The 24,192-nt window shown below is 60.6% G+C and carries 21 protein-coding genes; 6 read left to right on the top strand and 15 right to left on the bottom strand.

Translation table 11 applies throughout. From position 1 onward, the window contains the following. The first annotated feature begins 185 nt into the window (after nucleotides 1-185). The gene (locus AAIH70_RS03455) at nucleotides 186-3,137 is read left to right on the top strand and encodes a bifunctional [glutamine synthetase] adenylyltransferase/[glutamine synthetase]-adenylyl-L-tyrosine phosphorylase (protein WP_132272957.1); all 2,952 of its coding nucleotides are present in this window, start codon (nucleotides 186-188) and stop codon (nucleotides 3,135-3,137) included. Between the two features lie 235 nt (nucleotides 3,138-3,372). Here AAIH70_RS03455 and AAIH70_RS03450 read toward each other — a convergent pair whose 3' ends face one another. Both AAIH70_RS03450 and AAIH70_RS03445 read right to left on the bottom strand, forming a co-directional pair. Next, the gene (locus AAIH70_RS03450) at nucleotides 3,373-5,721 is read right to left on the bottom strand and encodes a PAS domain-containing sensor histidine kinase (protein WP_132272959.1); all 2,349 of its coding nucleotides are present in this window, start codon (nucleotides 5,719-5,721) and stop codon (nucleotides 3,373-3,375) included. A gap of 162 nt (nucleotides 5,722-5,883) precedes the next feature. Then, nucleotides 5,884-7,071 carry an MFS transporter gene (locus AAIH70_RS03445; RefSeq protein ID WP_132272960.1) on the bottom strand — a complete coding sequence of 396 codons (1,188 nt, stop codon included), beginning with the start codon at nucleotides 7,069-7,071 and terminating at the stop codon, nucleotides 5,884-5,886. Nucleotides 7,072-7,180: 109 nt separating this feature from the next. Between AAIH70_RS03445 and AAIH70_RS03440 the strand changes: the two genes are divergently transcribed. Beyond that, complete coding sequence (locus AAIH70_RS03440; protein ID WP_132273693.1) at nucleotides 7,181-7,732, top strand: TetR/AcrR family transcriptional regulator; 552 nt, start codon at nucleotides 7,181-7,183, stop codon at nucleotides 7,730-7,732. A gap of 63 nt (nucleotides 7,733-7,795) precedes the next feature. Here the strand turns inward: AAIH70_RS03440 and pepN are convergent, their stop codons facing one another. Then, on the bottom strand, nucleotides 7,796-10,444 hold the full coding sequence (gene pepN, locus AAIH70_RS03435) for an aminopeptidase N (protein ID WP_132272961.1): 2,649 nt from the start codon (nucleotides 10,442-10,444) through the stop codon (nucleotides 7,796-7,798). Between the two features lie 541 nt (nucleotides 10,445-10,985). On the opposite strand from pepN, the gene AAIH70_RS03430 reads away from it, so the two are divergent. After that, nucleotides 10,986-11,921, top strand: coding sequence for a DMT family transporter (locus tag AAIH70_RS03430; RefSeq protein ID WP_132272962.1), 936 nt, complete (start codon nucleotides 10,986-10,988; stop codon nucleotides 11,919-11,921). Between the two features lie 16 nt (nucleotides 11,922-11,937). Here AAIH70_RS03430 and AAIH70_RS03425 read toward each other — a convergent pair whose 3' ends face one another. The 7 genes from AAIH70_RS03425 to AAIH70_RS03395 form a co-directional block, all read right to left on the bottom strand. Beyond that, a complete protein-coding gene (locus AAIH70_RS03425) occupies nucleotides 11,938-12,078 on the bottom strand; it encodes a hypothetical protein (RefSeq protein ID WP_165931970.1) in 141 nt (46 codons plus the stop codon). Between the two features lie 236 nt (nucleotides 12,079-12,314). After that, on the bottom strand, nucleotides 12,315-12,506 hold the full coding sequence (locus AAIH70_RS03420) for a hypothetical protein (protein WP_132272963.1): 192 nt from the start codon (nucleotides 12,504-12,506) through the stop codon (nucleotides 12,315-12,317). A gap of 149 nt (nucleotides 12,507-12,655) precedes the next feature. After that, on the bottom strand, nucleotides 12,656-13,558 hold the full coding sequence (locus AAIH70_RS03415; protein WP_132272964.1) for a uracil-DNA glycosylase: 903 nt from the start codon (nucleotides 13,556-13,558) through the stop codon (nucleotides 12,656-12,658). 70 nt (nucleotides 13,559-13,628) lie between these two features. Beyond that, nucleotides 13,629-14,054 carry a hypothetical protein gene (locus AAIH70_RS03410; protein ID WP_132272965.1) on the bottom strand — a complete coding sequence of 142 codons (426 nt, stop codon included), beginning with the start codon at nucleotides 14,052-14,054 and terminating at the stop codon, nucleotides 13,629-13,631. Beyond that, nucleotides 14,023-14,652, bottom strand: coding sequence for a hypothetical protein (locus tag AAIH70_RS03405; RefSeq protein WP_132272966.1), 630 nt, complete (start codon nucleotides 14,650-14,652; stop codon nucleotides 14,023-14,025). Before AAIH70_RS03405 ends, AAIH70_RS03410 begins: the two co-directional genes overlap by 32 nt. Before the next feature lie 70 nt (nucleotides 14,653-14,722). After that, nucleotides 14,723-16,015, bottom strand: a complete 1,293-nt coding sequence (locus AAIH70_RS03400; RefSeq protein ID WP_132272967.1) for an Hsp70 family protein — start codon at nucleotides 16,013-16,015, stop codon at nucleotides 14,723-14,725. Between the two features lie 149 nt (nucleotides 16,016-16,164). Beyond that, the gene (locus AAIH70_RS03395) at nucleotides 16,165-17,040 is read right to left on the bottom strand and encodes a LysR family transcriptional regulator (protein ID WP_132272968.1); all 876 of its coding nucleotides are present in this window, start codon (nucleotides 17,038-17,040) and stop codon (nucleotides 16,165-16,167) included. Between the two features lie 104 nt (nucleotides 17,041-17,144). Here AAIH70_RS03395 and blaOXA point away from each other — a divergent pair, with 104 nt between their 5' ends. Continuing rightward, nucleotides 17,145-17,969, top strand: a complete 825-nt coding sequence (blaOXA, locus tag AAIH70_RS03390) for a class D beta-lactamase (RefSeq protein WP_132272969.1) — start codon at nucleotides 17,145-17,147, stop codon at nucleotides 17,967-17,969. A gap of 7 nt (nucleotides 17,970-17,976) precedes the next feature. On the opposite strand, the gene AAIH70_RS03385 is transcribed toward blaOXA, so the two are convergent. The 4 genes from AAIH70_RS03385 to AAIH70_RS03370 form a co-directional block, all read right to left on the bottom strand. Next, complete coding sequence (locus AAIH70_RS03385; protein WP_132272970.1) at nucleotides 17,977-18,342, bottom strand: NINE protein; 366 nt, start codon at nucleotides 18,340-18,342, stop codon at nucleotides 17,977-17,979. Nucleotides 18,343-18,421: 79 nt separating this feature from the next. After that, complete coding sequence (locus AAIH70_RS03380; RefSeq protein ID WP_132272971.1) at nucleotides 18,422-18,625, bottom strand: hypothetical protein; 204 nt, start codon at nucleotides 18,623-18,625, stop codon at nucleotides 18,422-18,424. Between the two features lie 73 nt (nucleotides 18,626-18,698). After that, on the bottom strand, nucleotides 18,699-19,424 hold the full coding sequence (locus AAIH70_RS03375) for a hypothetical protein (RefSeq protein WP_430033109.1): 726 nt from the start codon (nucleotides 19,422-19,424) through the stop codon (nucleotides 18,699-18,701). Nucleotides 19,425-19,617: 193 nt separating this feature from the next. Further along, nucleotides 19,618-20,406, bottom strand: a complete 789-nt coding sequence (locus AAIH70_RS03370; protein ID WP_132272973.1) for an SDR family oxidoreductase — start codon at nucleotides 20,404-20,406, stop codon at nucleotides 19,618-19,620. A gap of 249 nt (nucleotides 20,407-20,655) precedes the next feature. Here AAIH70_RS03370 and AAIH70_RS03365 point away from each other — a divergent pair, with 249 nt between their 5' ends. Further along, nucleotides 20,656-22,320, top strand: a complete 1,665-nt coding sequence (locus AAIH70_RS03365) for an electron transfer flavoprotein-ubiquinone oxidoreductase (RefSeq protein WP_132272974.1) — start codon at nucleotides 20,656-20,658, stop codon at nucleotides 22,318-22,320. 36 nt (nucleotides 22,321-22,356) lie between these two features. Here AAIH70_RS03365 and AAIH70_RS03360 read toward each other — a convergent pair whose 3' ends face one another. Next, complete coding sequence (locus AAIH70_RS03360; protein ID WP_132272975.1) at nucleotides 22,357-23,241, bottom strand: LysR family transcriptional regulator; 885 nt, start codon at nucleotides 23,239-23,241, stop codon at nucleotides 22,357-22,359. Between the two features lie 113 nt (nucleotides 23,242-23,354). Between AAIH70_RS03360 and AAIH70_RS03355 the strand changes: the two genes are divergently transcribed. Beyond that, entirely contained in the window at nucleotides 23,355-24,185 is an 831-nt protein-coding gene (locus AAIH70_RS03355; protein ID WP_132272976.1) for an oxidoreductase, read from the top strand. Nucleotides 24,186-24,192 lie beyond the last annotated feature (7 nt).

Below are 24,192 nucleotides of genomic sequence, written 5' to 3'. Positions count from 1 at the left end.
TGCCGGGGCGATGGTGGAAGGCTGCAGGGGGTGGAGTTGAAAAACTCCGAGGACGCAGAACTGCAGTTAGATCGTTAAAATATGTGGTTCGTCAATAGTTGGTGTGCAATGCAATATTTCGGTCGCTTCCTCAAGCGTGCTTGCCGGGTTAGAACTGGCGAAAAGCAGAGGGAGGAAGATCGGTCATGAACAGCGGAAACCGGCTCGATACGGTGAAGGCGGATGCCATACGCCCGTTCAACAAGACCGAAGCCAGGGCGGCACTGGTGGCGCTGAAGGAGATGGCGGGCCAAGAGCCGGCCATCGCGGCGCTTTTGGCCGACGAAAGCCCGCTCAGGGATTTTGTCACCGCTGCCTTCAGCCTGTCGCCCTATCTGCGCGAGACGGCGACGATAACGCCCTCCATTCTTGCCGCCGCGATCACGCAACCGCTGGAGCCGCTGCTGGACAGTATTGTCGCGCGGGCGAGAAACTGCTGGAAGCCGGGTGGTGATGGCGCAATCCCTTCCGAAGCCGAGGTGATGATGGCACTGAGGCGTGCCAAGCGCGAGGCGGCCTTCGTGATCGCCATGGCTGATCTGGCGCGCATCTTTACCGCTTTCGACACCACGCGCTGGCTGACGGCACTGGCGGATGCGGCCGTTGCCGCCTCGATCGATCATCTTCTGCTCAATGCCCATGGTGCCGGCAAGCTGACACTGGCCGTTCCCGACCAGCCGAGCCTCGGCAGCGGGCTTGCCGTGATCGGCATGGGCAAACATGGCGCCGGCGAGCTCAACTATTCTTCCGATATCGATATCGTCGTGTTTTACGAGATCGATACCGGCACGCTGCCCGATCCGCTGGATGCCTCGGAAACCTATGGGCGGTTGATGCGCCGGCTGGTGCGGATCCTGCAGGAGCGCACCGGTGAGGGTTATGTGTTCCGCACGGATCTCAGGCTTCGTCCCGACCCCGGATCGACGCCGCTTGCCGTCTCCATGGACGCGGCGATGATCTATTACGAGGGCAGGGGCCAAAACTGGGAGCGCGCCGCCTATATCAAGGCGCGGCCGGTGGCCGGTGATATCGCGGCCGGCACGCTGTTCCTGAAACAGCTGCAGCCTTTCGTGTTTCGCAAATATCTCGATTATGCGGCGATTGCCGACATTCACGGCATCAAGCGGCAGATCCATGCGCACAAGGGGTATGGCGACATTGCGGTCAAAGGCCATGACGTGAAGCTCGGGCGCGGCGGCATCCGCGAAATCGAGTTTTTCGTGCAGACGCAGCAGCTGATTGCCGGCGGGCGGATGACGGCGCTGCGTTCGCGCCGCACCGACGAGACGCTGGCGGCGCTGGCGGAAGCACGCTGGATCACGCCCGTGGTGGAACGCCAACTGACGGCTGCCTACTGGTTCCTGCGCGATGTCGAGCACCGTATCCAGATGGTGCGCGACGAGCAGAGCCACAAACTGCCGACCACCGAGACCGAGCTGAAGCGCATCGCGTTGATGATGGGCTTTGACGACGTGGCCGGTTTTTCAGGCCGTGTCGATACGGTGCTGCGGACGGTGGAGCGCTGTTATGCGCGGCTGTTCGAAAAGGAGACCGAAGGCGGCGAGGCAAAGGTTTCGCTGGTGTTTGCTGGCGGCCAGGACGATCCGAAGACGCTGGAATGGCTGTCCAAGGTCGGGTTTGAGCGGCCCTCCGACATGTCGCGCGTCATTCGGGCCTGGCATGCGGGGCGCTACCGCGCCATGCAATCCGCCGAGGCACGCGAGCGGCTGACGGCGCTGATGCCGGACCTTCTGAGCGCCTTTGCCGCCGGCAAGCGACCGGACGACGTGCTTTTGCGTTTCGACAGTTTTCTGTCCGGTCTTCCGGCCGGCATCCAGCTGTTTTCGCTGCTGGGCAGCAATCCGGCGATCCTGACGCTGCTGGTCACCATCCTCTCCTCGGCACCACGTTTGGCGGATATCATCGCGTCGCGTCCGCATGTGTTCGACGGGTTGCTCGATCCGCGGCTGATGGCGGAAATGCCGACTAAGGCCGAGATGAAGGGGCGGCTTGGCAATTTCCTTCAGAACGCTGGCCACCATGAGGACGTGCTGGACCGGCTGCGCATCTTTGCCGCCGAACAGCGGTTTCTGATCGGTGTGCGGTTTCTGACCGGGGCGATTGCCGCGGATGTCGCGGCGCGTGCCTTTACCGAACTGGCCGATCTGCTGATCGAACAGGCGCTGGCCGCCGTCATTCGCGACATGGAGACGGCGCACGGAAAATATCCGGGCGGGCGGGTGATCGTGCTCGGCATGGGCAAGCTTGGCAGCTATGAACTGACGGCGGGTTCGGATGTCGATCTGATCCTGCTCTATGACTATGACGACAGCGCCGACGAATCCGATGGGCCAAAGCGGCTCGACTCGATGCGCTATTTTTCGCGGCTGACGCAGCGCCTGATCGCAGCGCTGTCTGCGCCGACGGCGGAAGGTGTTATTTTCGAAGTGGACCTGCGCCTGCGCCCCTCCGGCAACAAGGGGCCGGTGGCGACGCGCATCAATGCGTTCGGCAAATATCAGCGGGAAGAGGCCTGGACCTGGGAACATCTGGCGCTGACGCGGGCGCGGGTGATTTGCGGCGATGACAGTTTGCGCAATGAGGCGGACGCGATCATCGACGAGGTGCTGGCGCAGAAACGCGACGTGGCCAAGGTGACGGCGGAAGTGGCGGAAATGCGGGCATTGATCGCGCAGGAAAAGCCGCCCAAGGATATCTGGGATTTCAAGCTTATCGCTGGCGGTCTGGTCGATATCGAGTTCATCGCCCAGTATCTGCAGCTGATTGCGCCGGCTCGGGGAGAAGATATCGATATGGGCGGGATGAGTACGGCCGAGGCTTTGGCAGCATTGGGCGAGCGGATGATGGTGCCGGGCGATCTCGATACCGCGCTGGAGGCCCTGAAACTGTTTACGGCGCTGTCGCAGACCGTGCGGTTGTGCATCGACGGCGATTTCGATCCGCGCGAGGCGCCGCAGGGGCTGGTCGAGCTGCTGTGCCGGGTGGGGGATTGCCCCGATTTGAAATCGCTTGAGGGCGAGGTGAAGCGGCTGTCGAAGGCGGGGCGGGAGATTTTTGGACGGGTGGTGCGGGTTTAAGCTGCATGGCTGTTTGATTTTTTGGACGGACGGTGCCGCTCAGCCGATCTCCCCCCATGTGGGGGAGATGCCCGGCAGGGCAGAGGGGGGTGATCTAGGCGCAAACGCCGAATTGGATTCACCTGCCGCACTGTTGCTTACCCCCCTCTGTCACCTTTCGGTGACATCTCCCCCACATGGGGGGAGATCGAAGGGAGCAAGCCGGACCGGCCGAGTATTCTGATGTGTCCGAGCCTCAGCCCGCCCGCCTGCGCATCGTCAGCGCCGGCAGTTGCTGATGCGGGATGAACAGCGACACCACGGTGCCCTTGCCCATAGAGGAGCGGATGCGCATGCGGCCGCCATGCAGTTTGACCAACGAGCGGGAGATGGCAAGGCCGAGGCCGGAGCCGCCCTTGCTCTTGGCATATTGGCTCTGCACCTGTTCGAACGGCTGGCCGATCTTGCTCATCGCTGCCTTGGGAATGCCGATGCCGGTATCGGCGATGGTCAGCATCAGGCCCTTTTCCGAACGATGCGCGCGCAGTTCCACATGGCCGCCCTTGTCGGTGAATTTGACCGCATTGGACAGGATGTTGAGCAGGATCTGTTTCATGGCGCGGCGATCGCCGACCATGGACAGGCTTTCGGCGAGGCGGTGGTTGACGCTGACGCCCTTTTCCTGGGCGAGAATGGCGGTGAGACGCAGGCTTTCCTCGATCAGCGGCGTCAGATCCATCCGCTCGGCCTGTACCATCATATGGCCGGCCTCGATCTTCGACATGTCGAGAATGTCGTTGATGACGTTCAACAGATGTTTGCCGCTGTCGTGGATGTCGCGGGCGTATTCGCTGTATTTCGGCGAACCGACCGGGCCGAACATGCCGTTTACCAGAACCTCGGAGAAACCGAGAATGGCGTTGAGCGGCGTGCGCAGCTCGTGGCTCATATTGGCGAGGAATTCCGATTTCGCCTTGTTGGCGGCCTCGGCGCGTTCCTTTTCCGCCTGGTAGTTGCTGTTGGCCATGGAAAGCTCGGCCTTCTGGCGCTCCAGCTTCTTCTGCGAGGAGGACAGATCGCCGATCGTCGCCATCAGGCGGCGTTCGCTTTCGCGCAGGCGCTCCTGGTTGCGTTTGAGAAGCGAGATATCCGTGCCGACAGAAACCATGCCGCCATCACGGGTGCGGCGCTCGTTGATCTGCAGCCAGCGGCCATCGGCAAGCTGGACTTCGGTCGTGCGCGAAAAGCCGCTGATATCGGGATCGGCAACACGGCGTTCAACGACGGGGCGGGCAGCGGCCAGCATCAGCTTGTTGCGCTCGGTGCCGGGCACGAGAACATTGTCGGGAAGTCCGTAGGCCTGCTGGTAGTGCTCGTTGCACATCACCAGCCGGTCGTTCTTGTCCCACAGCACAAAGGCTTCCGAGGTGCATTCGATTGCATCGGCAAGACGCTGGTCGGCCTCGGCGTAACGCTGGGCGAGACGATGCTGTTCGGTGACGTCCATGGCGATGCCGATGACATGGGTCTTGCCATATCCGGTTTCCATCACCTGCGCGCGGGCACGCATCCAGACGTAATGGCCAGCCGCATGGCGCATGCGAAAAACCTGATCGATCTGCTTGGCATTGCCGCGACCGACGGCGCGGGCCAGCGCGAACAGGTTACCATCGGCGGGGTGCATCATGCGGGCGGCATCGGAAAAGGTGAGCATGTTGTCGCCCGGCGGCAGGCCGAGCATTTCGTACATCGAGCGCGACCAGTAGAGCCGGCGGTTCGGCAGGTCGAAATCCCAGAGGCCGCAGCGGCCGCGCGACAGCGCGGTTTCGACGCGCAGATTGGACTCGAGAAAGATCTCGTCGGCATCGCGGGCGCGCTTCACCTGCATGTAATAGGCATAAAGCACGATCAGCAGGATGGCGGAGATGCCGGCAAACAGCGTGACGTTGAGCGACACCTGCTGGCGCCACAATGCATTGGCCTCGACCAGCGACTGGGCAGAGATGATCAGACCGCCATCGGTGCCGACCGGACGGATGGCGGCGTAAAGCGGCATGTCGTCGAAGACGGTCTCGATGATGCCATCCTGATCATCGAAACGGCGGACGGTGGCGGTTTCCGGCAAAAGCGCATCGAGACGGCGGCCAATATAGGCGGATGCGCCGGGTGAACCACCGAAGATGGAGCCCGATGCATTGACGAACATGATGAACGCGCCTGGCTCGAACCGGTATTTTGGCAGGAACGCGAACAGGCGTGCCTCGGCCGCAGCGCGGTCGCTTCCGACAAAACTCTGGGCGTTGCCGGAAAAGGCGGCACTGGCGGTTGCGGCGACAAGGCGTGTGGTTTCGCGCGAGGCGCCCTGCAGGCGGTCATGTTCCGACACCAGCGCCAGCAGACGCGAGGCGGCGATGACCATCAGGAAGGCCATGATCAAAAGCGGGATGGAGCGCTTCAGGAAAAGCTCGGCTCGGGGGATGCGGCTGGACAGAATCGGGCGCAAGGACAGGCCGCCGCCGGACAGCGCGCTGCGGAGGGCAGTGAAGACAGGAAATTTGAGACGCAGCCGTTCATCGGCTGCGGTTGCCCGCTGCACGTTCGCCATAGTGACCGTTCGTTTGATCTCGTGGTGATTCGCAATGCCGCTTGCGAACTGGAGCCAGTGAATCATTAGTGATTCTTCATGTCCAGAGGGGCGGTAACAATTTTTTAACGAATTGATTCCGTTATGATTATTACCGACTCGCCAGAATGGTCGACGGCCTGCTCATGAAGCGGCTGTCTGCCGCCGTGCTTCACCACGCATCGCGGCAATAGAGATCACCGCAAGGATGAGGATGGCTGCGCCGTAGAAATAGGCGGTGGCTGGCAGGCCGAAAACCGGTGCGGCAAGACCCGCCAGGATCGCCGGCAGTGCGAAGGCCAGATAGCTTTCCACCAGGAAGGCGGCAAACAGGCCGGCGCGTTCATGCGCCTGCGCCAGTGGCATGACGATTTTCAGCACATTGGAAAAGATCGAGCCGAAACCGAGGCCGGCAATGGCCGTACCGAGGAAAAGCACGATGACCGCCTGTTGCTCGATGCCGATGAGCGTGACGATAACGCCGGCAATCAGACCGCTCGTGCCGGCAAGCAGCGCCCGAGCCGGAGCCAAGGCGCGGAATGCGAAGACCGATGCCGTGGCGCTGAGCATCAGCGTGGAGACGACAGCGGCGCCGACAAAAGGCGAGTGGATGCCGGTAACCGTGGCGACCAGCGACGGCATCAGCGAGAGGTAAAACCCGCCGAGCGACCAGCAGGCGATGTTGACCGGGCTGAGACGCAACAGGGCGGCGCGCGCATTGTGCGGCACATGCACATTGGGCTTCAGCGCCGCCATGGCGCCCGGCCGGCGCTGGGTCGTTTCGGGCATCAGCGGCAGCGCGGCGATGCCCGAAAGCGTGAGGGCAAGCAGCAGAACATAGATGGCCTGCGTCGGATAGGGCGCATAGGCGGCCAGCGCGCCACCGGCAAGCGTGCCGAGAAACAGGCCGATAAAGGCGGTGACGCTGTTGAGCAGCGGGCCATGTTTCGAGCCGCTGTCGAGAATGGTGGCGCCGAACGTGGGCAGGGCGATGCCGGTGGCGACGCCCTGGAGCATGCGGGCGGCAATCAGCATGCCGGCACTGTCGGCAGTGATGAAGATGGCCAGCGCTGCCGCGTTGAGTGCAAGCGCCAGCAGGATCAGAGGGCGCCGGCCGAGATAATCCGACAGGCTGCCGAATACCAGCAGAGCGGCCAGAAGCGCAAAGGCATAGGATCCGAAGATCAGCGTCACCATGCCCGAGGAAAGATGGAAAAGATCCTGATAGAGATGATAAAGCGGGGTCGGCGCACTGCTGGTTGCCGAAATCAGCACGCTGAAAACAAAGCCGTAAGCCGTCATGCGGGCCGAGGCTGGGAGCAGGTTGGTCATGTGGGTTGCCTTAATGCAAAACATTAGCTTTAAGGTGATGTAGTGGATTTTTGGCCTTAATGCAATATATTTGCGTTAGTGGAAAATGCTGCCGTGTGTGGCGGAGAGTGTGATGGCGAAGGAAATGATCCGGCAGGGTGGGCGCAGCGCCCGTATTCAGGCAGAGGTGCACAGCGCCGTGCAGGCTTTGTTGAAGGGCATGGACCGCGCCGAGATCACCGTGCCGATGATTGCCGAGAAGGCGGGAGTGACGCCCTCGACCATCTATCGGCGCTGGGGCGATCTTTCCGATCTGCTTGCGGATGTGGCGGTGGCGCATATGCGACCGATCGCGGATCCGGAAGACACCGGTGCGATGGAAAGCGACCTCGAAGCCTTCATCCTGCAATATGCCGAGGAGATGTCGTCCAAGGTGGGGCGGCAAATGCTGACGGATGTCCTGTCCGGCGGCAACACGGCGGCCATCAAATGCTGCGGTTTTACCAACCAGCATCTGGAAACCCTGCGCGCAAGAGCACTGGCTCGCGGCGAGGGTGATCTCGACGTGGAGCGGGCGATCGACCTGATCATCGCGCCGATCGTCTACCACATCCTGTTCGGCGACCGCGAACCGTCAGCGGATTATTGCCGCGGCCTGATTGCGCGTTTTCTCAAGACGTAACGCACAAACGAAAAACGCCGGGGTTTTGCCCCGGCGTCGATTTCGTTTTGTCCTGTCGGTCGATCAGGCCTTCAGCATGCGCTCGACGATGTCGCGGACGTCGGTCGAAAGCTGCGGCGCGCGTTCGATTTCCATCAGTGCTGCGCGGGCATGATCGGCGCGAACCGATTCCAGCGAGCGCCAGGAACGCATCGAGGTGAGGATGCGGGCCGCCAGCTGCGGGTTCTTCGGATCGATCGCGAGGATCTGGGCGGCGAGGAAACGATAGCCTTCGCCATCGGCGCGGTTGAAGCCGGTGGCATTGGCAAAGGCAAACGCGCCGACCAGCGAGCGCACCCGGTTCGGGTTGCTGGCGTTGAACTTTTCGTCTTCCATCAGCGCCTTGACACGGGCCAGCGCATCCTCGCCGGGAATGGTCGCCTGGATCAGGAACCACTTGTCGATGACGAGAGGGTTGTCGGCAAAACGCTTGGCGAAGGTTTCGAGCGCATCCTTGGCTTCGGCCGATGCCGGAAAGCGGTGGGCGAGGAGCGTCAGCGCCTGGCTCAGGTCCGTCATGTTGTCGGCCTTGGCAAAAGCTTCGGCGCCGCGCGCGGGGGCGTTTTCGACAATCGCCAGATAACCGAGTGCGGCATTGCGCAATGAGCGCTTGCCGGCACTGGCCGCATCCGGCGTGAAGGTGCCTTCGACGCGCATCTCTTCCGCGAGCGAAAGGAACGTGTCGCGGCCGGCTTCGGCGATCAGCGCCAGCACGGCCTGACGACCGGCATGGATGGCGTCGGGATCGTTGTTGCCGCCGAGTTCGCGGGCAATATCGGCTTCGCTCGGCAATGCCAGTGCCTGCGCACGGAAAGCCGGTTCCAGCTTGGTGTCGGCAGCGGCTTCGAGAAGGGCTGCGACAAAAGCCTTGTCGGCGGTGACCGGCTTGCCTTCACGGGCATCGCGGGCGGCCTGGATGAGGTTCGGCACGGCCAGATCGGTCAGTGCCTGCCAGCGAGAGAACAGGTCGGTGTCGTGGCGGGCAATATGAACGAGGTCTTCGGTCGCCTGATCGAAGGACAGGTTGATCGGTGCCGAGAATGAGCGGTTGAGCGACAGCACCGGACGCGAGGAAATGCCGGAGAACACAAAGGTCTGGCTGCGTTCGGTGAGATGCAGAACGTCGCCCGTGACTTCGCCGCCGGAAACCGATGCCGGTTCGGCGATCGAACCATTGTCGAGGATCAGCGCAAACGAGAGCGGGATATGCATCGGCTCCTTGGTCGCCTGACCGGGTGTTGCCGGGATGGTCTGCTCGAGCGTCAGCGTGAAGGTGGCGGCAGCCGCGTCATAGGCGGTGGAAACGGTAACGAGCGGCGTGCCGGCCTGATGATACCAGCGCGAGAACTGCGAAAGATCGCGACCGCTTGAATCCTCGAAGCATTTGACAAAATCTTCGACCGTGGCGGCATCGCCGTCATGACGTTCGAAATAGAGATCCATGCCCTTCTTGAAGCCATCCTGACCGAGCAGGGTGGCGATCATGCGGGTGACTTCCGATCCCTTTTCATAGACGGTCGTCGTGTAGAAGTTGTTGATCTCGCGATAGATGGTCGGGCGCACCGGGTGAGCGAGGGGACCTGCATCTTCCGGGAACTGTTCCGACTTCAGGTGGCGCACTTCGGCAATGCGCTTGACCGGGCGCGAACGCTCGTCGGCGGAAAACTCGTGGTCGCGATAGACCGTGAGGCCTTCCTTCAGGCACAGCTGGAACCAGTCACGGCAGGTGATGCGGTTGCCGGTCCAGTTGTGAAAATATTCGTGGGCGATGATCGCCTCGATATTCGCGTAATCCTGATCGGTCGCTGTTTCCGGGTCGGCCAGAACATACTTGTCGTTGAAGACGTTGAGGCCTTTGTTCTCCATGGCGCCCATGTTGAAATCGGACACCGCGACGATCTGGAAAATGTTGAGATCGTATTCGCGGCCAAAGCGTTCCTCGTCCCACTTCATGGAACGCTTGAGCGCATCCATGGCGTAAGCGGCGCGGGCTTCCTTGCCGTGCTCGACATAGATCTTCAGCGCGACTTCGCGGCCGGACATAGTCTCGAACGTGTCTTCGATGAGGCCGAGATCACCGGCGACCAGCGCGAAGAGATAGCTCGGTTTCGGATGCGGATCGAACCATGCGGCAAAGGCACGGCCTTCGTCATACCCGGCGCCGCCGAGGAAGTTGCCGTTGGACAGCATGACCGGGTTGGCAGCCTTGTCACCGATGATGGTGATCGTATAGGGCGCCAGAACATCCGGACGGTCGGGGAAATAGGTGATGCGACGGAAACCTTCGGCCTCGCACTGCGTGCAATAGATGCCGTTGGTGCGGTAAAGGCCCATCAGCTGCGTATTGGCTTCCGGGTTTATGAAGGTGGTGACGGTGATCTCGAACGGCGCCTCGGCCGGCAGGTCACGGATCGTCAGCAGTTCCGGCGTGGCGTCATACTGGCTGGCCGGCACTTCGCGCTGGTCGAACAGCAGGCCGGAGAGCTTCAGTTCGTCACCATCAAGCACGAGCGGTGCCTTGAGATCGACGCCTTCACGGCGATGAAAGATCAGGCGGGCATCGACTTTTGTATTGGTCGGGTCGAGTTCAAATGTCAGGTCGACGCGTTCAAGAACAAAGTCAGTGGGGCGGTAATCTGCCAGATTGACGATCTGACCCGTATCTGTGCGCATGATCTTTCCTGGAAATAGCAAATAATAAAGGCGGGTTTCTTGATGTTAGCCAAGAGTTGCCGGGATAATGGCAGCCAAAGCTGAACGATTGCTAAAGTTCTGGAACACAGTGCCAAAATGTTGCAGCAGCGTGTGACGAATACAACTTACTAATCAATGATGGTATTGATGGCAAACCACCTTTTTGGGTGGCTAGATGTTGGTGTTCTGCTTGCGTGGCGCCACCAACTGCGGTGTGCCGATTTGGCACGGCCGCTGGCGCAACACAGGGCAGGATCAGCCGGTTTCAAGTATCGGATACACTATCGGTGCAGGCATTTTGATTTTTATCATTAATACTTGGTTTGTCGCGTACCGCCTGCGGTGGGACGCATGGCCGCAGCCCGCATGTCAGGCATTTTTCATCGCGACGAGATAATCGGACAAATCACGTCTTCGTAAGAGGATGTGAACTCTTTTTGGCCACATTGATTGGCATACCAACTGATATATCAATTTCCTGCAGGTGGTTTCTCCCGCCTGCCTTCACAACGAGTCCGAAATGGCGCCCGAAGCGGTCAATCCCCTCAAGGGGATCGCGTTGAAACTCTTTTCCGTCGTCGCGTTTCTTGGCATGCAGACATGCATCAAGGCGGCCGGCCCCGAAGTCGAAGCAGGGCAGGTGACGTTTTTTCGCTCCGCTTTCGCGCTGGTGCCGATCATGGCCTATCTCGCCTTCCGTAGCGATCTGCGCGCCGCTTTCCACACCAACAACCTGTTCGGCCATTTCAAGCGCGGTTTCCTTGGTATCGCCTCGATGGGCTTTGGCTTTTACGGTCTGGTGCTGCTGCCGCTGCCGGACGCGATTGCCATCGGTTATGCTTCGCCGCTGATGGGGGTCATCTGCGCCGCCATCTTCCTCAAGGAGAAGGTGCGTATCTACCGTTGGTCGGCGGTGGCGATCGGCATTTTCGGGGTGATGATCATTTCATGGCCGAAGCTGACCATGTTCGACGATGGCAGTTTTGGCAACGCTCAGGCGATCGGCGCCGCATCAGTCCTGATGTCGTCTTTCCTGGCCGGTTTCGCGATGATCCAGACCCGGCAATTGGTCAGCACCGAAAAGACCTCGACGATCGTGCTGTATTTCTCGCTGTCTGGCGCGATCTTTGCGCTCGTCACCATCCCGTTCGGCTGGTCGCAGCTAAGCTTCTGGCAGGCATTTTTTCTGATCGCTTCGGGTTTCTGCGGTGGAATGGGGCAGTTGCTGCTGACAGAGGCCTATCGTAATGCAGACGTTTCGACGGTGGCGCCGTTCGACTACACGTCGATCCTGCTCGGCATTGCCATCGCCTTCATCCTGTTCGGCGATATCCCGACTGTGACGATGCTGATCGGCACGGCGATCACGGTGTCCGCCGGCATCTTCATCATCTACCGCGAACACCAGCTGGGGCTGGAGCGCAAGGCTGCCCGCAAGGCGACGCCGCCAGCGTGATCGGCAGGGTCATCGTTTAGAAATGGATGCCCGCGTCGGACTGCGGCGCTTTGTGGCTGCGGGTCGAGCGTGTGTACTGGCGCGACGCATTGATGGCCGTGCCGATGTCACGCAGGTTTTCGCGAAGGGCGCGCAGGGGATGGATGCTTATCTTCATTGTCGTCACTCCCTTGCAGCGCGTCGGCGTCCGAAGGGCGCAGGCTGAACGCGCTGATGCTTGATCGATACGCATCAAGCCGGGGAGGGGTTTAACCGCTCGCAGGGCGGATGCGGGTAAGGGTATGTGATCGGGACTATGCCGCGGTTTTGAAAACGCGACATGCGCCAGATCAAAATAATCTGACGCCGTGTTCTGCAGATCTCGATTGCTGGCGGTTTACAGCCGCCAGAAGATCAACGCTCGCGAAAATCTGCGAAAACGGCGGTCGGACGGGTCAGCATGCCACGGCGGGCGAAACCGGCTGCCGTCAGCTGTTCGTTCGTCGCAGAAGCGAAATGGTGATAGCCCTCGGTCGTGCGCGCGGACAGGCCGGCAAACTGGAGGCTTTCAAAACCCGAATGGATCGGGCGGGTGTTCGTGGTCATTGCCTTGGTTCCTTAAACCAGAATTCCTCCCAAGACATGATGTGACATATCGCAGTGCAGCGTGATTTTCGCAATGCACGCAAAAGCCGTGCAGCCATGCGGGTTCTGCATGGCTTTTGTCATATTTCCTTAATCGATTGTATTTTTGACTAGATGCTGGTCAGTCTTGCCTTGAAAACAAGCAGGTCCTGCCACGCAAGTGCCTTGTTTGCAGGCGCTGCCATGAGATCCTGCGGGTGCAGACTGGCAAGTGTCGGAACCGTCATGTTTCCGATCGTCACATCCCGCCACGCGCCGCGCATCGAGAAGATCGAGGCATCGCTGCCGATCAGGCATTTAGCGGTAAAGTTGCCGAGCAAAAGCATCAGCTTAGGTTCGACAAGCGCGATCTGGCGTTCGATGAACGGACGGCAGATTTCCATTTCGACGGGCGAAGGCGTGCGGTTGCCCGGCGGGCGCCATGGCACGGTATTGGCAAGCAGCACCGTTTCGCGCGACAGGCCGATGGCCGCGAGCATGCGATCGAGCATCTGGCCCTGACGGCCGGAAAACGGCATGCCGTCGCGGTCATCATCGGCATTGGGCATCGGGCCGATGACCATGATGCCAGAAGCGGGATTGCCGCTGGCAAATACAGTGGAGCGGGCGCCGTGCTTGAGATTGCAGCTGCCAAAAGCCTCCATTGCCGTCTTCAGCTCATCGAGCGAGCGGGCGCTGTCGGCGGCAAGGCGGGCGGCAGCGATCGCCTGATCGTCGGGAATGGCGACCGGCGTGCTGGAGGGGCGCGGCGGTGGCGATGCACGGCCGGGCAAGACCTTTCCCTGCGGGGAAGGGGCATCGCCTGTCTGTTGCTGGCGGTCCTGCTGAACGGGCGCCTGCTGACCAGGCGCCTGTTGCGGCGCCCGGTTTGCCCACGCTGCCTGCTGCTCGGCGAATTCGGCAATGCGATCCACCGGCGCGTCTTCCAGCATCCATTCGACGCCGGCATCCGCATAAAAATGCATAAGGGCGGCAAGTTCCGCTGGGTCGAGATGGCTGGCGCTGGGGTTCATGGGTTTACCCTATAGCACGATGGCTGCGGGTGGAAACCGCCTCGGCGCTGCCATGTGTGGAATGTGCGGCTTACGCCGCTGCAAGACGCTGCAGCAATCGTTGTTCTGCCTGCCACGTCCTCGCGCGACGGAGCGGGACAGCTTCCGTAAAAATATTGCGGGAGCGGAATTCGGCTGGCGAAGAGAACGTGAGGTAGCCACGCAAAGCCTCGTCGGCCTGCGTGAACCATGGTGAGTCGAGGCGACGATCCGGGCTGGATACCCAGGCCGGGATTGCGCTCAGTCGGTAGCGTTTCGACAGGTAGTCGGCAGCCGCGGCGTAAAAGGCGTTCAAATGTATGTCGGCAAGCATGGGCGGTGCGTCGCAGAGACAATCCAGCATCTGCCTCTGATCCGCGCGGTCGTAGAAATGATCGAGGAATTCGGAAAACTGTTTGACCGGATCGGCGCCGGCTGCAACGCGTTCAGAGACTTCGTGCAGGGTAGACGGGCGCATTGTCTTCCTCCCTGTCGAAGTGGAACATCGTCTTCAGCAGAAACCGTTTGTCATCGTGGCCGGCAGACATCGGAAAATATTTGACGAGAATATCCATGGCCGCATCAATATCTACCACATTGTTGACAGCCAAAAGGTTCTGAATGTCGTTCTTTTCCTGCTCGCCCTTCGATGGGTCGAGCACACGCATGGCTTTCAGCTTGAGGGCTAGCATGTATTCCGCGGTCGGCACGTAGACTCGCAATCCGGCCATCTCGCCTGCACGCGGAAACGTGCCGTATTCCCAATGATCGGCTTCCTTCGTGGCGAGCCGGCTGAGATGAAAGGCGACGGCATCGTTCAGCCAGTTTTCGCCTTCCCGAAACCCCAGTTCCACAGCGATCTTTGCAACCGCGCTGTCGAACCAGCTGGGCTTGTCCTCACCCAGAGGTGCGATGTCGACATCGCCGGTGGCAAAGCGGAAATTGCTTGCGAACATGAGCGCGGAGCCGCCATAGACGACGATATCGATCATCGTGCCATGTTGCGCCGCAGCCATGCCGAGACGGTCGAATGCCTCGAGAAGCATGCTGCGGTCTATGTCCTTATGCCCATCCATCAAAGCGCTCGCCGGGTTCATGGAGCGACATTAACATGGGCATTCGGAAATTGCAGGTGAAGGACGGCCTTTACGCCGCCCATTCCGCCACATCGCCGCTTTCGCCGATCAGTGCCAATCCGTGGGCGATCGACAGCAGTTCGCCGCCGGTCTCGATCTTGGAGACATCGAAGCGCTCGGTGAAAATCTTGCGCACGGCCGGCACAAACGAGGTGCCGCCGGTCAGAAACACCTTGTCGACCTGATCGGCAGACGTGTTGGTTTTGGTCAGCACGTCGTCGAGCGCACCTTCGATCTTGGCCAGATCACCGGCGATCCAGCTTTCGAAATCACTGCGCTTCACCGTCTTGCGGCCGGCCTTGCCGAGCGGCGAGAAGTGGAACTCGGCTTCTTCGGCGGCAGACAGCGCCATCTTGGTGGCCGAGATCGCCTGATAGAGCGGGTAACCCTCGTCGTGTTCGACCAGTTCGATGAACAGTTCCAGCTTGTCGGGATCGGTGGCTGAACGCACCAGCGATTTCAGGTCGGTGAATTCGCGGGTGGTCTTGAAGATCGACAACTGATTCCAGCGCGAGAAATTGGCGTAATAGCCGGCCGGCACGTCCAGAACCTTGTCGAAGCTTCTGAAATGCGTGCCCTTGCCGATTTCCGGCGCGACCAGATGATCGACCATCTTCGCGTCAAAATGATCGCCGGCGATGCCGACGCCGGAATGGCCGATCGGGGTGGCCTTCAGCTTGCCGGCGACGCGTTCGAAACGGATCAGCGAATAGTCGGTGGTGCCGCCGCCAAAATCGGCGACCAGAACATTGGCGTCGCTTTTGAGCGTCTGCGCAAAGTAATAGGCGGCCGCGACGGGCTCATAGACATAGTGGATTTCCGGGAAGCCGAGGCGGGTCAGCGCTTCATTGTACCGCTGCGTGGCCAGTGCCGGATCCGGGCTGGCGCCGGCAAAATGCACCGGGCGGCCGGCGACAAGGCGCGACACATCGGCCGGCCAGTGACCTTCCGCATAGGTCTTCAGGCGCTTCAGGAAAATTTCCATCAGGTCTTCAAACGTGTGGCGGCGGGCAAAAACCTGCGTGCCCTGGAAAAGCGGGCTTGCCGCAAAGGTCTTGATCGACTGCAGGAAACGCGCGTCACCCGGATTGTCGATGAACTGGCGGATGGCCGCCTGTCCGGCTTCCACCTTGAGCGCCTGCGCGCCAAGCTGCGCATCCTTCATGAAGGAGAGCGCCGTGCGCATGGAATCAGTCGTGCCGGCGCTGCTGGTGAACGACATGGAATTGGTGGTGCTGCCGTCCTGCGACAGCGCGAGAACAGTATTGGTCGTGCCGAAATCAAGCCCGAGCGCCCGTGACATGGTCGTGCTCCTTAAAACCGTCAGAAATGGTTGGGACGGGGATTTTCCCCGAACGAAAGGGGCATGCGAAAGCTGCCCGGAAATCGAGAGCGGGCCTGATGCCATAGGGGCGGGCGGATGGCAAGTCGCGGATGGAAGTTTGACGGTTGTCAGTTGGTCGCAGCAGCCTGTTCCAGCAGCCACCCGCGAAAAGCCTGCATGGCGGGGGTGACGCTGCGCGACTTCAACCGCGTCAGCCAATATTGTCCACGCGATACCGTGATGTCGAACGGCTGCTCGAGCGTGCCCGACGAGATCTGGCGGGAAAACATCAGGGGCGGTGCCAGCGCCACGCCAAAACCCTGCATGGCCGCTTCCACCATCAGCACCGAACTGTCGAAGACCGGGCCGCGGATCGGTGGTGCGGCAACGCCCGCCTGTTCGAACCAGCCCGGCCATTCATCCATGCGGTAGGAGCGCAGCAGGCGCTGGTGGATAATGTCTTCCGGGCTTTTCAGCTGCCTTGCGACCGATGGAATGCACAGCGCCGACAGCGGCGTTTCGAACAGCGGTTCTGCATCGATATCGTGCCAGGCGCCATTGCCGAACCGAACGCTGTAATCGAGGCCCTCGGCGGCGATATCGACCCGGTTGTTGTTGGTGGAAAGCCTGATGTCGATGAAGGGATGCCGCTCGGCAAAATCGTCGAGCCGGGGCAGGAGCCAGCCGATGGTGAACGTGCCGACGGCACCGACGGTCAGCACTTCGCGCAGATGGCCGCCCTCAAAACGATCCAGCACGCCGGCCATGCGATCAAAGGATTCCTGCAGGATCGGCAGCATCGCCAACCCTTCCTCGGTGATCATCAACCCGCGCGGCAGACGGCGGAACAGCGTGACGCCGATACGTTCCTCCAGCAGTTTCACCTGATGGCTGACGGCGGCCTGCGTCACATGCAGTTCGATCGCAGCGCGGGTAAAGCTGAGATGACGGGCGGCGGCCTCGAAGGCGCGCAGGGCATTGAGCGGCAGATGCGGGCGAACCATGGTGAAGGCCTAGTTTAATTTATGGCTCGCCGCAGATATCATCGTTTGATTGGGGCTGGCAACGGATCGTACAAAGCCTGAAAACAACCCGGAGCGTGTTTTTCATGACCTTCAAACGATCCTGTCTCGCAGCTTTGTCCCTGGGCATTGCGACTGTTCTAACTACTGTTTCCAATGCATCTGCGGCCGAAAAAGTGGAATGCACAGTCATCATCGACGCCAAGAGCGGCGAGACGATTTTTCGAAAAGGCACCTGCGATCAGGGCTTTTATCCGCAATCGACCTTCAAACTGCCTTTGGCCATGATGGGTTATGATGCGGGTATTCTGACCGATGCGCAAAACCCGCGCTGGCCCTATCAGCAAAAATTCAATCGCTCCAAGCGTGAGCAGAAGGACACCGACCCGACCATCTGGGAAGGCGATTCCATCGTCTGGTATTCGCAGGAGATTACCCGCAAGCTCGGAAAGAAGGCGTTTGGCGATTACGTGCGCGGTTTCGGTTATGGCAATCGCGATGTGACCGGTGGACCGGGCGGCACGGATGGCCTGACCGAATCCTGGCTGATGTCGTCCTTAAAAATTTCGCCGGACGAGCAGGTGGCGTTTCTGAAACGTTTCCTCGATGGCAAGCTGCCGATCTCGGCGGAAGCGGTGGAGAAGACGAAACAGATCGTGCCGGCCTTCAAGGGCATTGCCGATTGGCATATTCAGGGCAAGACCGGGTCCGGCAGCATGCGCAACAAAGCCGGCAAGGCGGATGCCAGCCGGCCGATCGGCTGGTTCGTTGGCTGGGCCCGGCGTGAAGGCCGCGAGGTGATCTTCGCGCGGCTGCTGGTCGATACCAGGCGCCATACCGACACGCCGATCAGCTACACGGTGCGTGACAGCCTGATTGCGGATCTGCCAAAGATTGTCGGCACGCGCTAAGCACAGTTCAGGTTCTGTTGGCGAGATCGCGGTCAATTTCGGCCGCGATTTCCGCGTTTCGGTCTCGTGTCATTTTTGGAATGAGAAACAGGTCGACGAGCACCCAGAGTGTGATGACCCACCAGGTCAGGGTTACGCTGTAAATGCCGACCATTGGCAGGAAGATCGCCCCGAGCGTCAGCGCCAGCATCATCAGGGCCGAACGCTTGTAGCCGAGATAGAAACGATGCAGGCCGAGGCAGCCGGCACCACCAAGCAGTGCCAGCACGTAAGCGATCAGCATCGATTTGCTGGCATGGCGGTAAATCAGTCCGCGCGGCATTTGCTGCGGACCGTCGGGTCCCGTGCCTCGATCCATGTTCTCGTCGCGCATGATTTTCTCGTGATGTTTTCCCGGCGAAAAAATATCGCCGCAGTCCCGATTTCAAGCGGCTGTGCCGAAAGTTTGTCTGTCAGCGCAGGAAACGCCGCGCCGCCCACACAAGTGCCACTCCGATGATGGTGACGATCGTGCCGCGCAAGATCCACGGCGTCTGGTTGATCATGAAACTGGAGGCCGGGTAGGGGAACATGCCCGTTCCCTGACCGATCCAGACGAGGCCGATCAGCGCCGCCGCCAAACCGATGATCGTCAGCATTATTCTGGCAAGGCGCATGGCTTTCTCCAAACGGGAACAGGGCCGCATCCTATCGTGCGGCCCTGTTCCCGTCATGCTGAAAGGGGCGTTATCAGCCAGCCTCGGCATAATATTTGTTGATCAGCGAAACCTCGCCCGACTGGGCATTGTCATCGTCGAGAATCGCAAGGCGCGCATCCGAGGTCGACAGGTCGCCGAGCAGGCTTGTGAGGACGCGGTTTTGCGCCAGTTCCATCGCTCGCGTGCGTGCCTGTTCATTTTGATCTACAGGTGCTTCCGACAGCAGCTTTTCATAGCTGGCGACGAGGTCGGTAATGCGCGTCACCGGATCGCTCTTCGTTGCGGATGCTGCAGGCAGGGTCGCGACGTCGTCCACGACCTCATCCGGCTGTGTTGTGCCGGCGGAGGGAGCGGGCTGCGAAGGTGTTGTCGCCACAGGTGGCTGTGTCGCGGGCGCCTCGCTTTCGTTTTCCTCGTCTGCGTCACCGTTTTCCGAAGGATCGGCGGCGACGGGCGCAGGGGCAACGGTTTCGCTATCCTCGTCCGATGCGACCGGTTCGGAAGCAACGGGGTCCGCTGTCGGTTCTTGCGGCTCGACCTCTTCCGGGCCGCTGTCGCCCGCTACCGGTGCCGGAGAATAGGTGCCGTCATCATGATCGACCGGCATGTCGTCTTCCGCCGTATCGTCTTCGACAGGTTCGTTCGTGCCGGTTGTTGGCTGGGACGCGGCAGACGAAGACGGCGAGGTCGTCGGTTGGGTATTGTTATTGTTGGAAGGAGGGGAGGAATGTCCCCCTCCTAAGATTTCTTCGAGCATAAAGGTCTCCGATCGAATAATCGGAAAGCCATTAGATTATGCGCATTTAGCTATCATCAATTGACGAAGTGCAATTAAAGTAAAACTTGAGAAGTTTTTTGGCGTTGCAGCGTCGCGAACGCATTTTCGCCGCGACGCTGCAGGGTTTGGAAGTCTATCGGGATTTTATTCCGACAGATATTCAGCTTTTAGGTCAGACTGACTTCGCAGCGCCGCCATCCACCCGCAGCATCGAGCCGGTGATGTAGCTGGCCTGTTCAGAGCACAGGAAGGCGCCGGCGGCGGCAAATTCCTCGACCTTGCCAAGGCGGCCGGCCGGGATGGTTTTCAGCGATGCGGCGCGGATTTCCTCCACCGACTTGTCCTGACGCTTGGCATTGGCGCCGTCCAGTTCATCGATGCGATCGGTGTGAATGCGGCCCGGCAGAAGCATGTTGACGGTGACGCCGGCATTGGCGACTTCGGTGGCGAGCGTCTTGTTCCAGCCGACCAGCGCGGCGCGCAGGGTGTTGGACAAGGCGAGGTTGGGGATCGGCTCGAGCACGCCGGAGGAACCGACGGTGAGGATGCGGCCCCAGCCCTGTTCCTTCATCTGCGGCAGAAGCGCATTTGTGAGCGCAATCACCTTCAGAACCATGGTCTCGAAGAAGGTGGAAAGCTTTTCGATACTCATGTCGGTGGTGGCGCCCGGCGTTGGGCCACCGGTATTGTTGACGAGGATATCGATGCCGCCGAGCTTTTCCTTGACGGCGGCCTGCATGGCTTCCACGAAATTTTCGTCGGAAAGATCGCCCCAGACCCAGTCGGCCTTGCCTTTTCCTTCGGCATTGATGGCCTTGCAGTTCTCCGCCAGCTTGTCGCCCGAGCGACCGACGAGAAGCACATTTGCGCCTTCGCGTGCCAGAGCCGTTGCGAGGCCGAGGCCGAGGCCGCGCGAGGAGGCGAGCACGAGCGCGCGCTTGCCGGAAATTCCGAGATCCATTTCGCTGTTCCTTTCATTGCGCCTTTGAAAAGCGTGAAGCACTTATAGGCAGGCAATCAAATCAGGCAAAGGGAACTTGGCGGCAGTGTCTTGAGTTTTGTATTACGTGAACGTAAACGTAAGGCGGTGTGATGCCGCATGCCGGAAAACGCATGGCCGAAGTCGCTTTCCTGAGTCGACAAGCCGTGCCGCTTTTGTCAAAGAAAACGATCACATAAGGTGGGCAGTGTGCAGCAAGGGAGCGCAACTATGACCGAAGCGATGGAGCTTCCCGAGCGGGAATCGATGGAATTCGACGTGGTAATCGTCGGCGCCGGTCCTGCCGGTTTGTCCGCTGCGATCCGGCTGAAACAGATCAACCCGGACCTTTCGGTCGTCGTTTTGGAAAAGGGCGCGGAAGTCGGTGCGCATATCCTGTCCGGCGCGGTTGTCGATCCTGTCGGCATCGATGCGCTTTTGCCCGGCTGGCGGGAAGAGGAGGGGCATCCCTTCAAGACCGAAGTCACCGCCGACCATTTCATGCTGCTCGGTCCTGCCGGCTCCGTGCGCCTGCCCAACATCCTGATGCCGCCGCTGATGAACAATCACGGCAACTACATCGTCTCGCTCGGAAACGTCTGTCGCTGGCTCGGCGAAAAGGCGGAAGCCCTTGGCGTCGAGATCTATCCCGGCTTTGCCGGCTCGGAAGTGCTCTACGATGAAAACGGCGCGGTGCGCGGTGTCGCCACCGGCGATATGGGCATCGAGAAGAACGGCGAACCCGGCCCCGCCTTTACCCGCGGCATGGAGCTGCTGGGCAAATACACGCTGATCGGCGAGGGCGTGCGCGGGTCGCTGGCCAAGCAGCTGATCGCCAAATTCGAGCTGTCGAAGGATCGCGACGTCCAGAAGTTCGGCATCGGCATCAAGGAACTCTGGCAGGTCAAGCCGGAGAACCACAAACTCGGCCTCGTGCAGCACTCGTTCGGCTGGCCACTCGACATGAAGACCGGCGGCGGTTCCTTCCTCTACCATCTGGAAGACAACCAGGTGGCGGTCGGTTTCGTCGTGCATCTCAATTACAAAAACCCGTACCTCTACCCGTTCGAGGAATTCCAGCGTTTCAAGACGCATCCGGCCATTGCGCCAACCTTCGAAGGCGGCAAACGGCTTTCCTACGGTGCCCGCGCCATCACCGAGGGCGGCTACCAGTCGGTGCCGAAACTGACATTTCCGGGCGGCGCGCTGATTGGCTGTTCCGCCGGTCTCGTCAACGTGCCGCGCATCAAGGGCAGCCATAACGCCGTTCTCTCCGGCATGCTGGCGGCCGACAAGCTGGCGGAAGCGATCGCGGCCGGTCGTGCCAATGACGAGGTCGTCGAGATCGAAAACGAATGGCGCGACACCGCCATCGGCAAGGACCTGAAGCGGGTGCGCAACGTCAAGCCGCTGTGGTCGAAGCTCGGCACCGTACTCGGCGTGTCGCTCGGCGGTCTCGACATGTGGACCAACCAGCTGTTTGGCTTCTCTTTCTTCGGCACGCTCAAACACGGCAAGACGGATGCGCAGTCGCTTGAGCCGGCAAAGCTGCACAAGAAGATCGATTACCCGAAGCCGGATGGCGTGCTGACCTTTGACCGTCTGTCATCGGTGTTCCTGTCCAACACCAACCACGAGGAAGACCAGCCGGTCCACCTTCAGGTGAAGGATATGGAGCTTCAGAAGCGCTCCGAGCATGACGTCTATGCCGGCCCTTCGACGCGTTACTGTCCGGCCGGGGTGTATGAATGGGTGGAGAAGGACGGCGAGGAGGTTTACGTGATCAACGCGCAGAACTGCGTCCACTGCAAGACCTGCGACATCAAGGACCCCAACCAGAACATCAACTGGGTACCGCCGCAGGGGGCAGAGGGCCCGGTTTACCAGAATATGTAAGACGGATGAGGCGGGTGTCATGGCCCGCCTCTTTCGTTACACACGCATGGCGTCGATCACCGCGCGCAAACCGGCCGACATGTATTTTCGGGTCGGATAATAGAGATACAGCCAGTCCTCCGGCGGGCACCACGCATCAAGACAACGAACCAGCCTGCCATCGCGCAAAAACGGTTCTGCCCGGTTTTCCCAGACATAGGCGAGCGCGATGCCGGCCAATGCCGCCTCGATCATCAGCTCGTGGTCATGCAGTGTCAGAGGCCCGGTCGGTTCGAAATCGACCACTTCCGTTTCCCGGCCGAACGACCACGCATACGGCGTGCCGCTTGGATAGATATTGCGGATGCAGGCATGGCCTTTCAGGTCCGCAGGCGTTTTCGGTATCGTGTGCTTGTCAAAATATTCGGGTGAGCCGACCACGGCAAAACGCAGGCGCGGATTGATCCTGACCGCCGTCATGCCGTCGCGCAGGCTTTCGCCCAGCCGGATCCCGGCATCGAACCCGCCCTCGACGATATCCTCCAGGCGGTCGGTGGCGACGATCTCCAGCTGAAGGCTGGGGTTTTCGCGGATCAGTTTTGCCATGATCGGCCCGAGCACGAAGGGAGCGATTGAGCTCGGCGCATTGATGCGCACCTTGCCGAATGGCGTTTCGCGATACTGGTTCAGACCATCGAGCGCCGAGCCGATCTCGCCGAAGGCCGGTGAAAGCTGGGCGAGCAGCATGGCGCCGGCATCGGTGAGCGACACGCTACGGGTGGTCCGATGCAAAAGCCGGATGCCGACCCGCGCCTCCAGATTGCTGACCGCATGGCTGATGGCCGAAGCCGTGACGCCGCGCTCCTCGCTCGCCTTGCGGAAGCTGCGATGGCGGGCAACGGCTTCGAAAGCCGCCAGTTCGGAAAGGTCGGTTGTGCGCATTGCTGAGCCATATTCATGATTGTCAGGAAAACTATGCCGCTAATCACGGAAATCGAAAAGGCCTAATTCTGTCCCTGCAAACGAAACAACCATCATTAGAAAGGGACATAGTCATGAAAACCTGGTTCATCACCGGCGCCTCGCGCGGATTTGGCGCCCTCATCACCGAACGCGCTCTCGCCAAGGGCGACAACGTCGTCGCCACCGCCCGCAATCCCAAAACCGTCATCGAGCGGTTCGGCGATCATCCCAACCTTCTGGCCGTGGCACTGGATGTCACTGACGAGGCGCAGGCGATTGCCGCAGCAGCGGCCGCTGTCGAACGTTTCGGCCGCATCGACGTGCTGCTCAACAATGCCGGTTTCGGCCTGCTGGGCGCTGTCGAGGAAGCCACGGCATCGGAAGTGGAGGCGATCTACCGCACCAACGTTTTTGGTCTTCTCTCCGTCACCCGCGCTGTGCTGCCGCATATGCGCCGCCAGCGTTCGGGCCGCATCCTCAACCTGTCGTCGATTGGCGGTTATCGCGCCGGTCCCGGTTTCGGGGTCTATTCCTCGGCAAAATTCGCCGTCGAAGGGCTGACGGAATCGCTGAGCGCGGAACTCGCTCCCCTCGGCATCCATGTCACCGCCGTCGAACCCGGTTATTTCCGCACCGATTTCCTTGATGCGGCATCGCTGTCGGTCAGCGAGCACATCATCGCCGATTACGACGAGACCGCCGGAGCCATGCGTCGTCTGGCGGCGAAAGTCAGCCATAACCAGCCGGGTGATCCGCAGAAACTGGCCGATGTGCTGATCGATTTTGCCGATGCGGACAACCCGCCGGTGCGCCTGCCGCTGGGCAGCGACACGGTGCGCGCCATCGAGGAAAAGCATGTTTCCGACGCCGCAATCGTCGCGACATGGCGGGAGATTTCCACCTCGACGGACTTCCGCGACTGACATCGGA

Source organism: Neorhizobium sp. BT27B (assembly GCF_050455485.1).
Taxonomy (GTDB): domain Bacteria; phylum Pseudomonadota; class Alphaproteobacteria; order Rhizobiales; family Rhizobiaceae; genus Neorhizobium.
The sequence above is the reverse complement of the archived record's forward strand: the minus strand, read 5'-3'. Positions and strand labels throughout refer to the sequence as shown.

Excerpts from the sequence above, each read along its gene's own strand:
- AAIH70_RS03455 (WP_132272957.1), top strand. The coding sequence starts at position 186 with ATGAACAGCGGAAACCGGCTCGATACGGTGAAGGCGGATGCCATACGC.
- AAIH70_RS03450 (WP_132272959.1), bottom strand. The coding sequence starts at position 5,721 with ATGGCGAACGTGCAGCGGGCAACCGCAGCCGATGAACGGCTGCGTCTC.
- AAIH70_RS03445 (WP_132272960.1), bottom strand. The coding sequence starts at position 7,071 with ATGACCAACCTGCTCCCAGCCTCGGCCCGCATGACGGCTTACGGCTTT.
- pepN (WP_132272961.1), bottom strand. The coding sequence starts at position 10,444 with ATGCGCACAGATACGGGTCAGATCGTCAATCTGGCAGATTACCGCCCC.
- AAIH70_RS03430 (WP_132272962.1), top strand. The coding sequence starts at position 10,986 with ATGGCGCCCGAAGCGGTCAATCCCCTCAAGGGGATCGCGTTGAAACTC.
- AAIH70_RS03425 (WP_165931970.1), bottom strand. The coding sequence starts at position 12,078 with ATGAAGATAAGCATCCATCCCCTGCGCGCCCTTCGCGAAAACCTGCGT.
- AAIH70_RS03420 (WP_132272963.1), bottom strand. The coding sequence starts at position 12,506 with ATGACCACGAACACCCGCCCGATCCATTCGGGTTTTGAAAGCCTCCAG.
- AAIH70_RS03415 (WP_132272964.1), bottom strand. The coding sequence starts at position 13,558 with ATGAACCCCAGCGCCAGCCATCTCGACCCAGCGGAACTTGCCGCCCTT.
- AAIH70_RS03410 (WP_132272965.1), bottom strand. The coding sequence starts at position 14,054 with ATGCGCCCGTCTACCCTGCACGAAGTCTCTGAACGCGTTGCAGCCGGC.
- AAIH70_RS03405 (WP_132272966.1), bottom strand. The coding sequence starts at position 14,652 with ATGGATGGGCATAAGGACATAGACCGCAGCATGCTTCTCGAGGCATTC.
- AAIH70_RS03400 (WP_132272967.1), bottom strand. The coding sequence starts at position 16,015 with ATGTCACGGGCGCTCGGGCTTGATTTCGGCACGACCAATACTGTTCTC.
- AAIH70_RS03395 (WP_132272968.1), bottom strand. The coding sequence starts at position 17,040 with ATGGTTCGCCCGCATCTGCCGCTCAATGCCCTGCGCGCCTTCGAGGCC.
- blaOXA (WP_132272969.1), top strand. The coding sequence starts at position 17,145 with ATGACCTTCAAACGATCCTGTCTCGCAGCTTTGTCCCTGGGCATTGCG.
- AAIH70_RS03385 (WP_132272970.1), bottom strand. The coding sequence starts at position 18,342 with ATGCGCGACGAGAACATGGATCGAGGCACGGGACCCGACGGTCCGCAG.
- AAIH70_RS03380 (WP_132272971.1), bottom strand. The coding sequence starts at position 18,625 with ATGCGCCTTGCCAGAATAATGCTGACGATCATCGGTTTGGCGGCGGCG.
- AAIH70_RS03375 (WP_430033109.1), bottom strand. The coding sequence starts at position 19,424 with ATGCTCGAAGAAATCTTAGGAGGGGGACATTCCTCCCCTCCTTCCAAC.
- AAIH70_RS03370 (WP_132272973.1), bottom strand. The coding sequence starts at position 20,406 with ATGGATCTCGGAATTTCCGGCAAGCGCGCGCTCGTGCTCGCCTCCTCG.
- AAIH70_RS03365 (WP_132272974.1), top strand. The coding sequence starts at position 20,656 with ATGACCGAAGCGATGGAGCTTCCCGAGCGGGAATCGATGGAATTCGAC.
- AAIH70_RS03360 (WP_132272975.1), bottom strand. The coding sequence starts at position 23,241 with ATGCGCACAACCGACCTTTCCGAACTGGCGGCTTTCGAAGCCGTTGCC.
- AAIH70_RS03355 (WP_132272976.1), top strand. The coding sequence starts at position 23,355 with ATGAAAACCTGGTTCATCACCGGCGCCTCGCGCGGATTTGGCGCCCTC.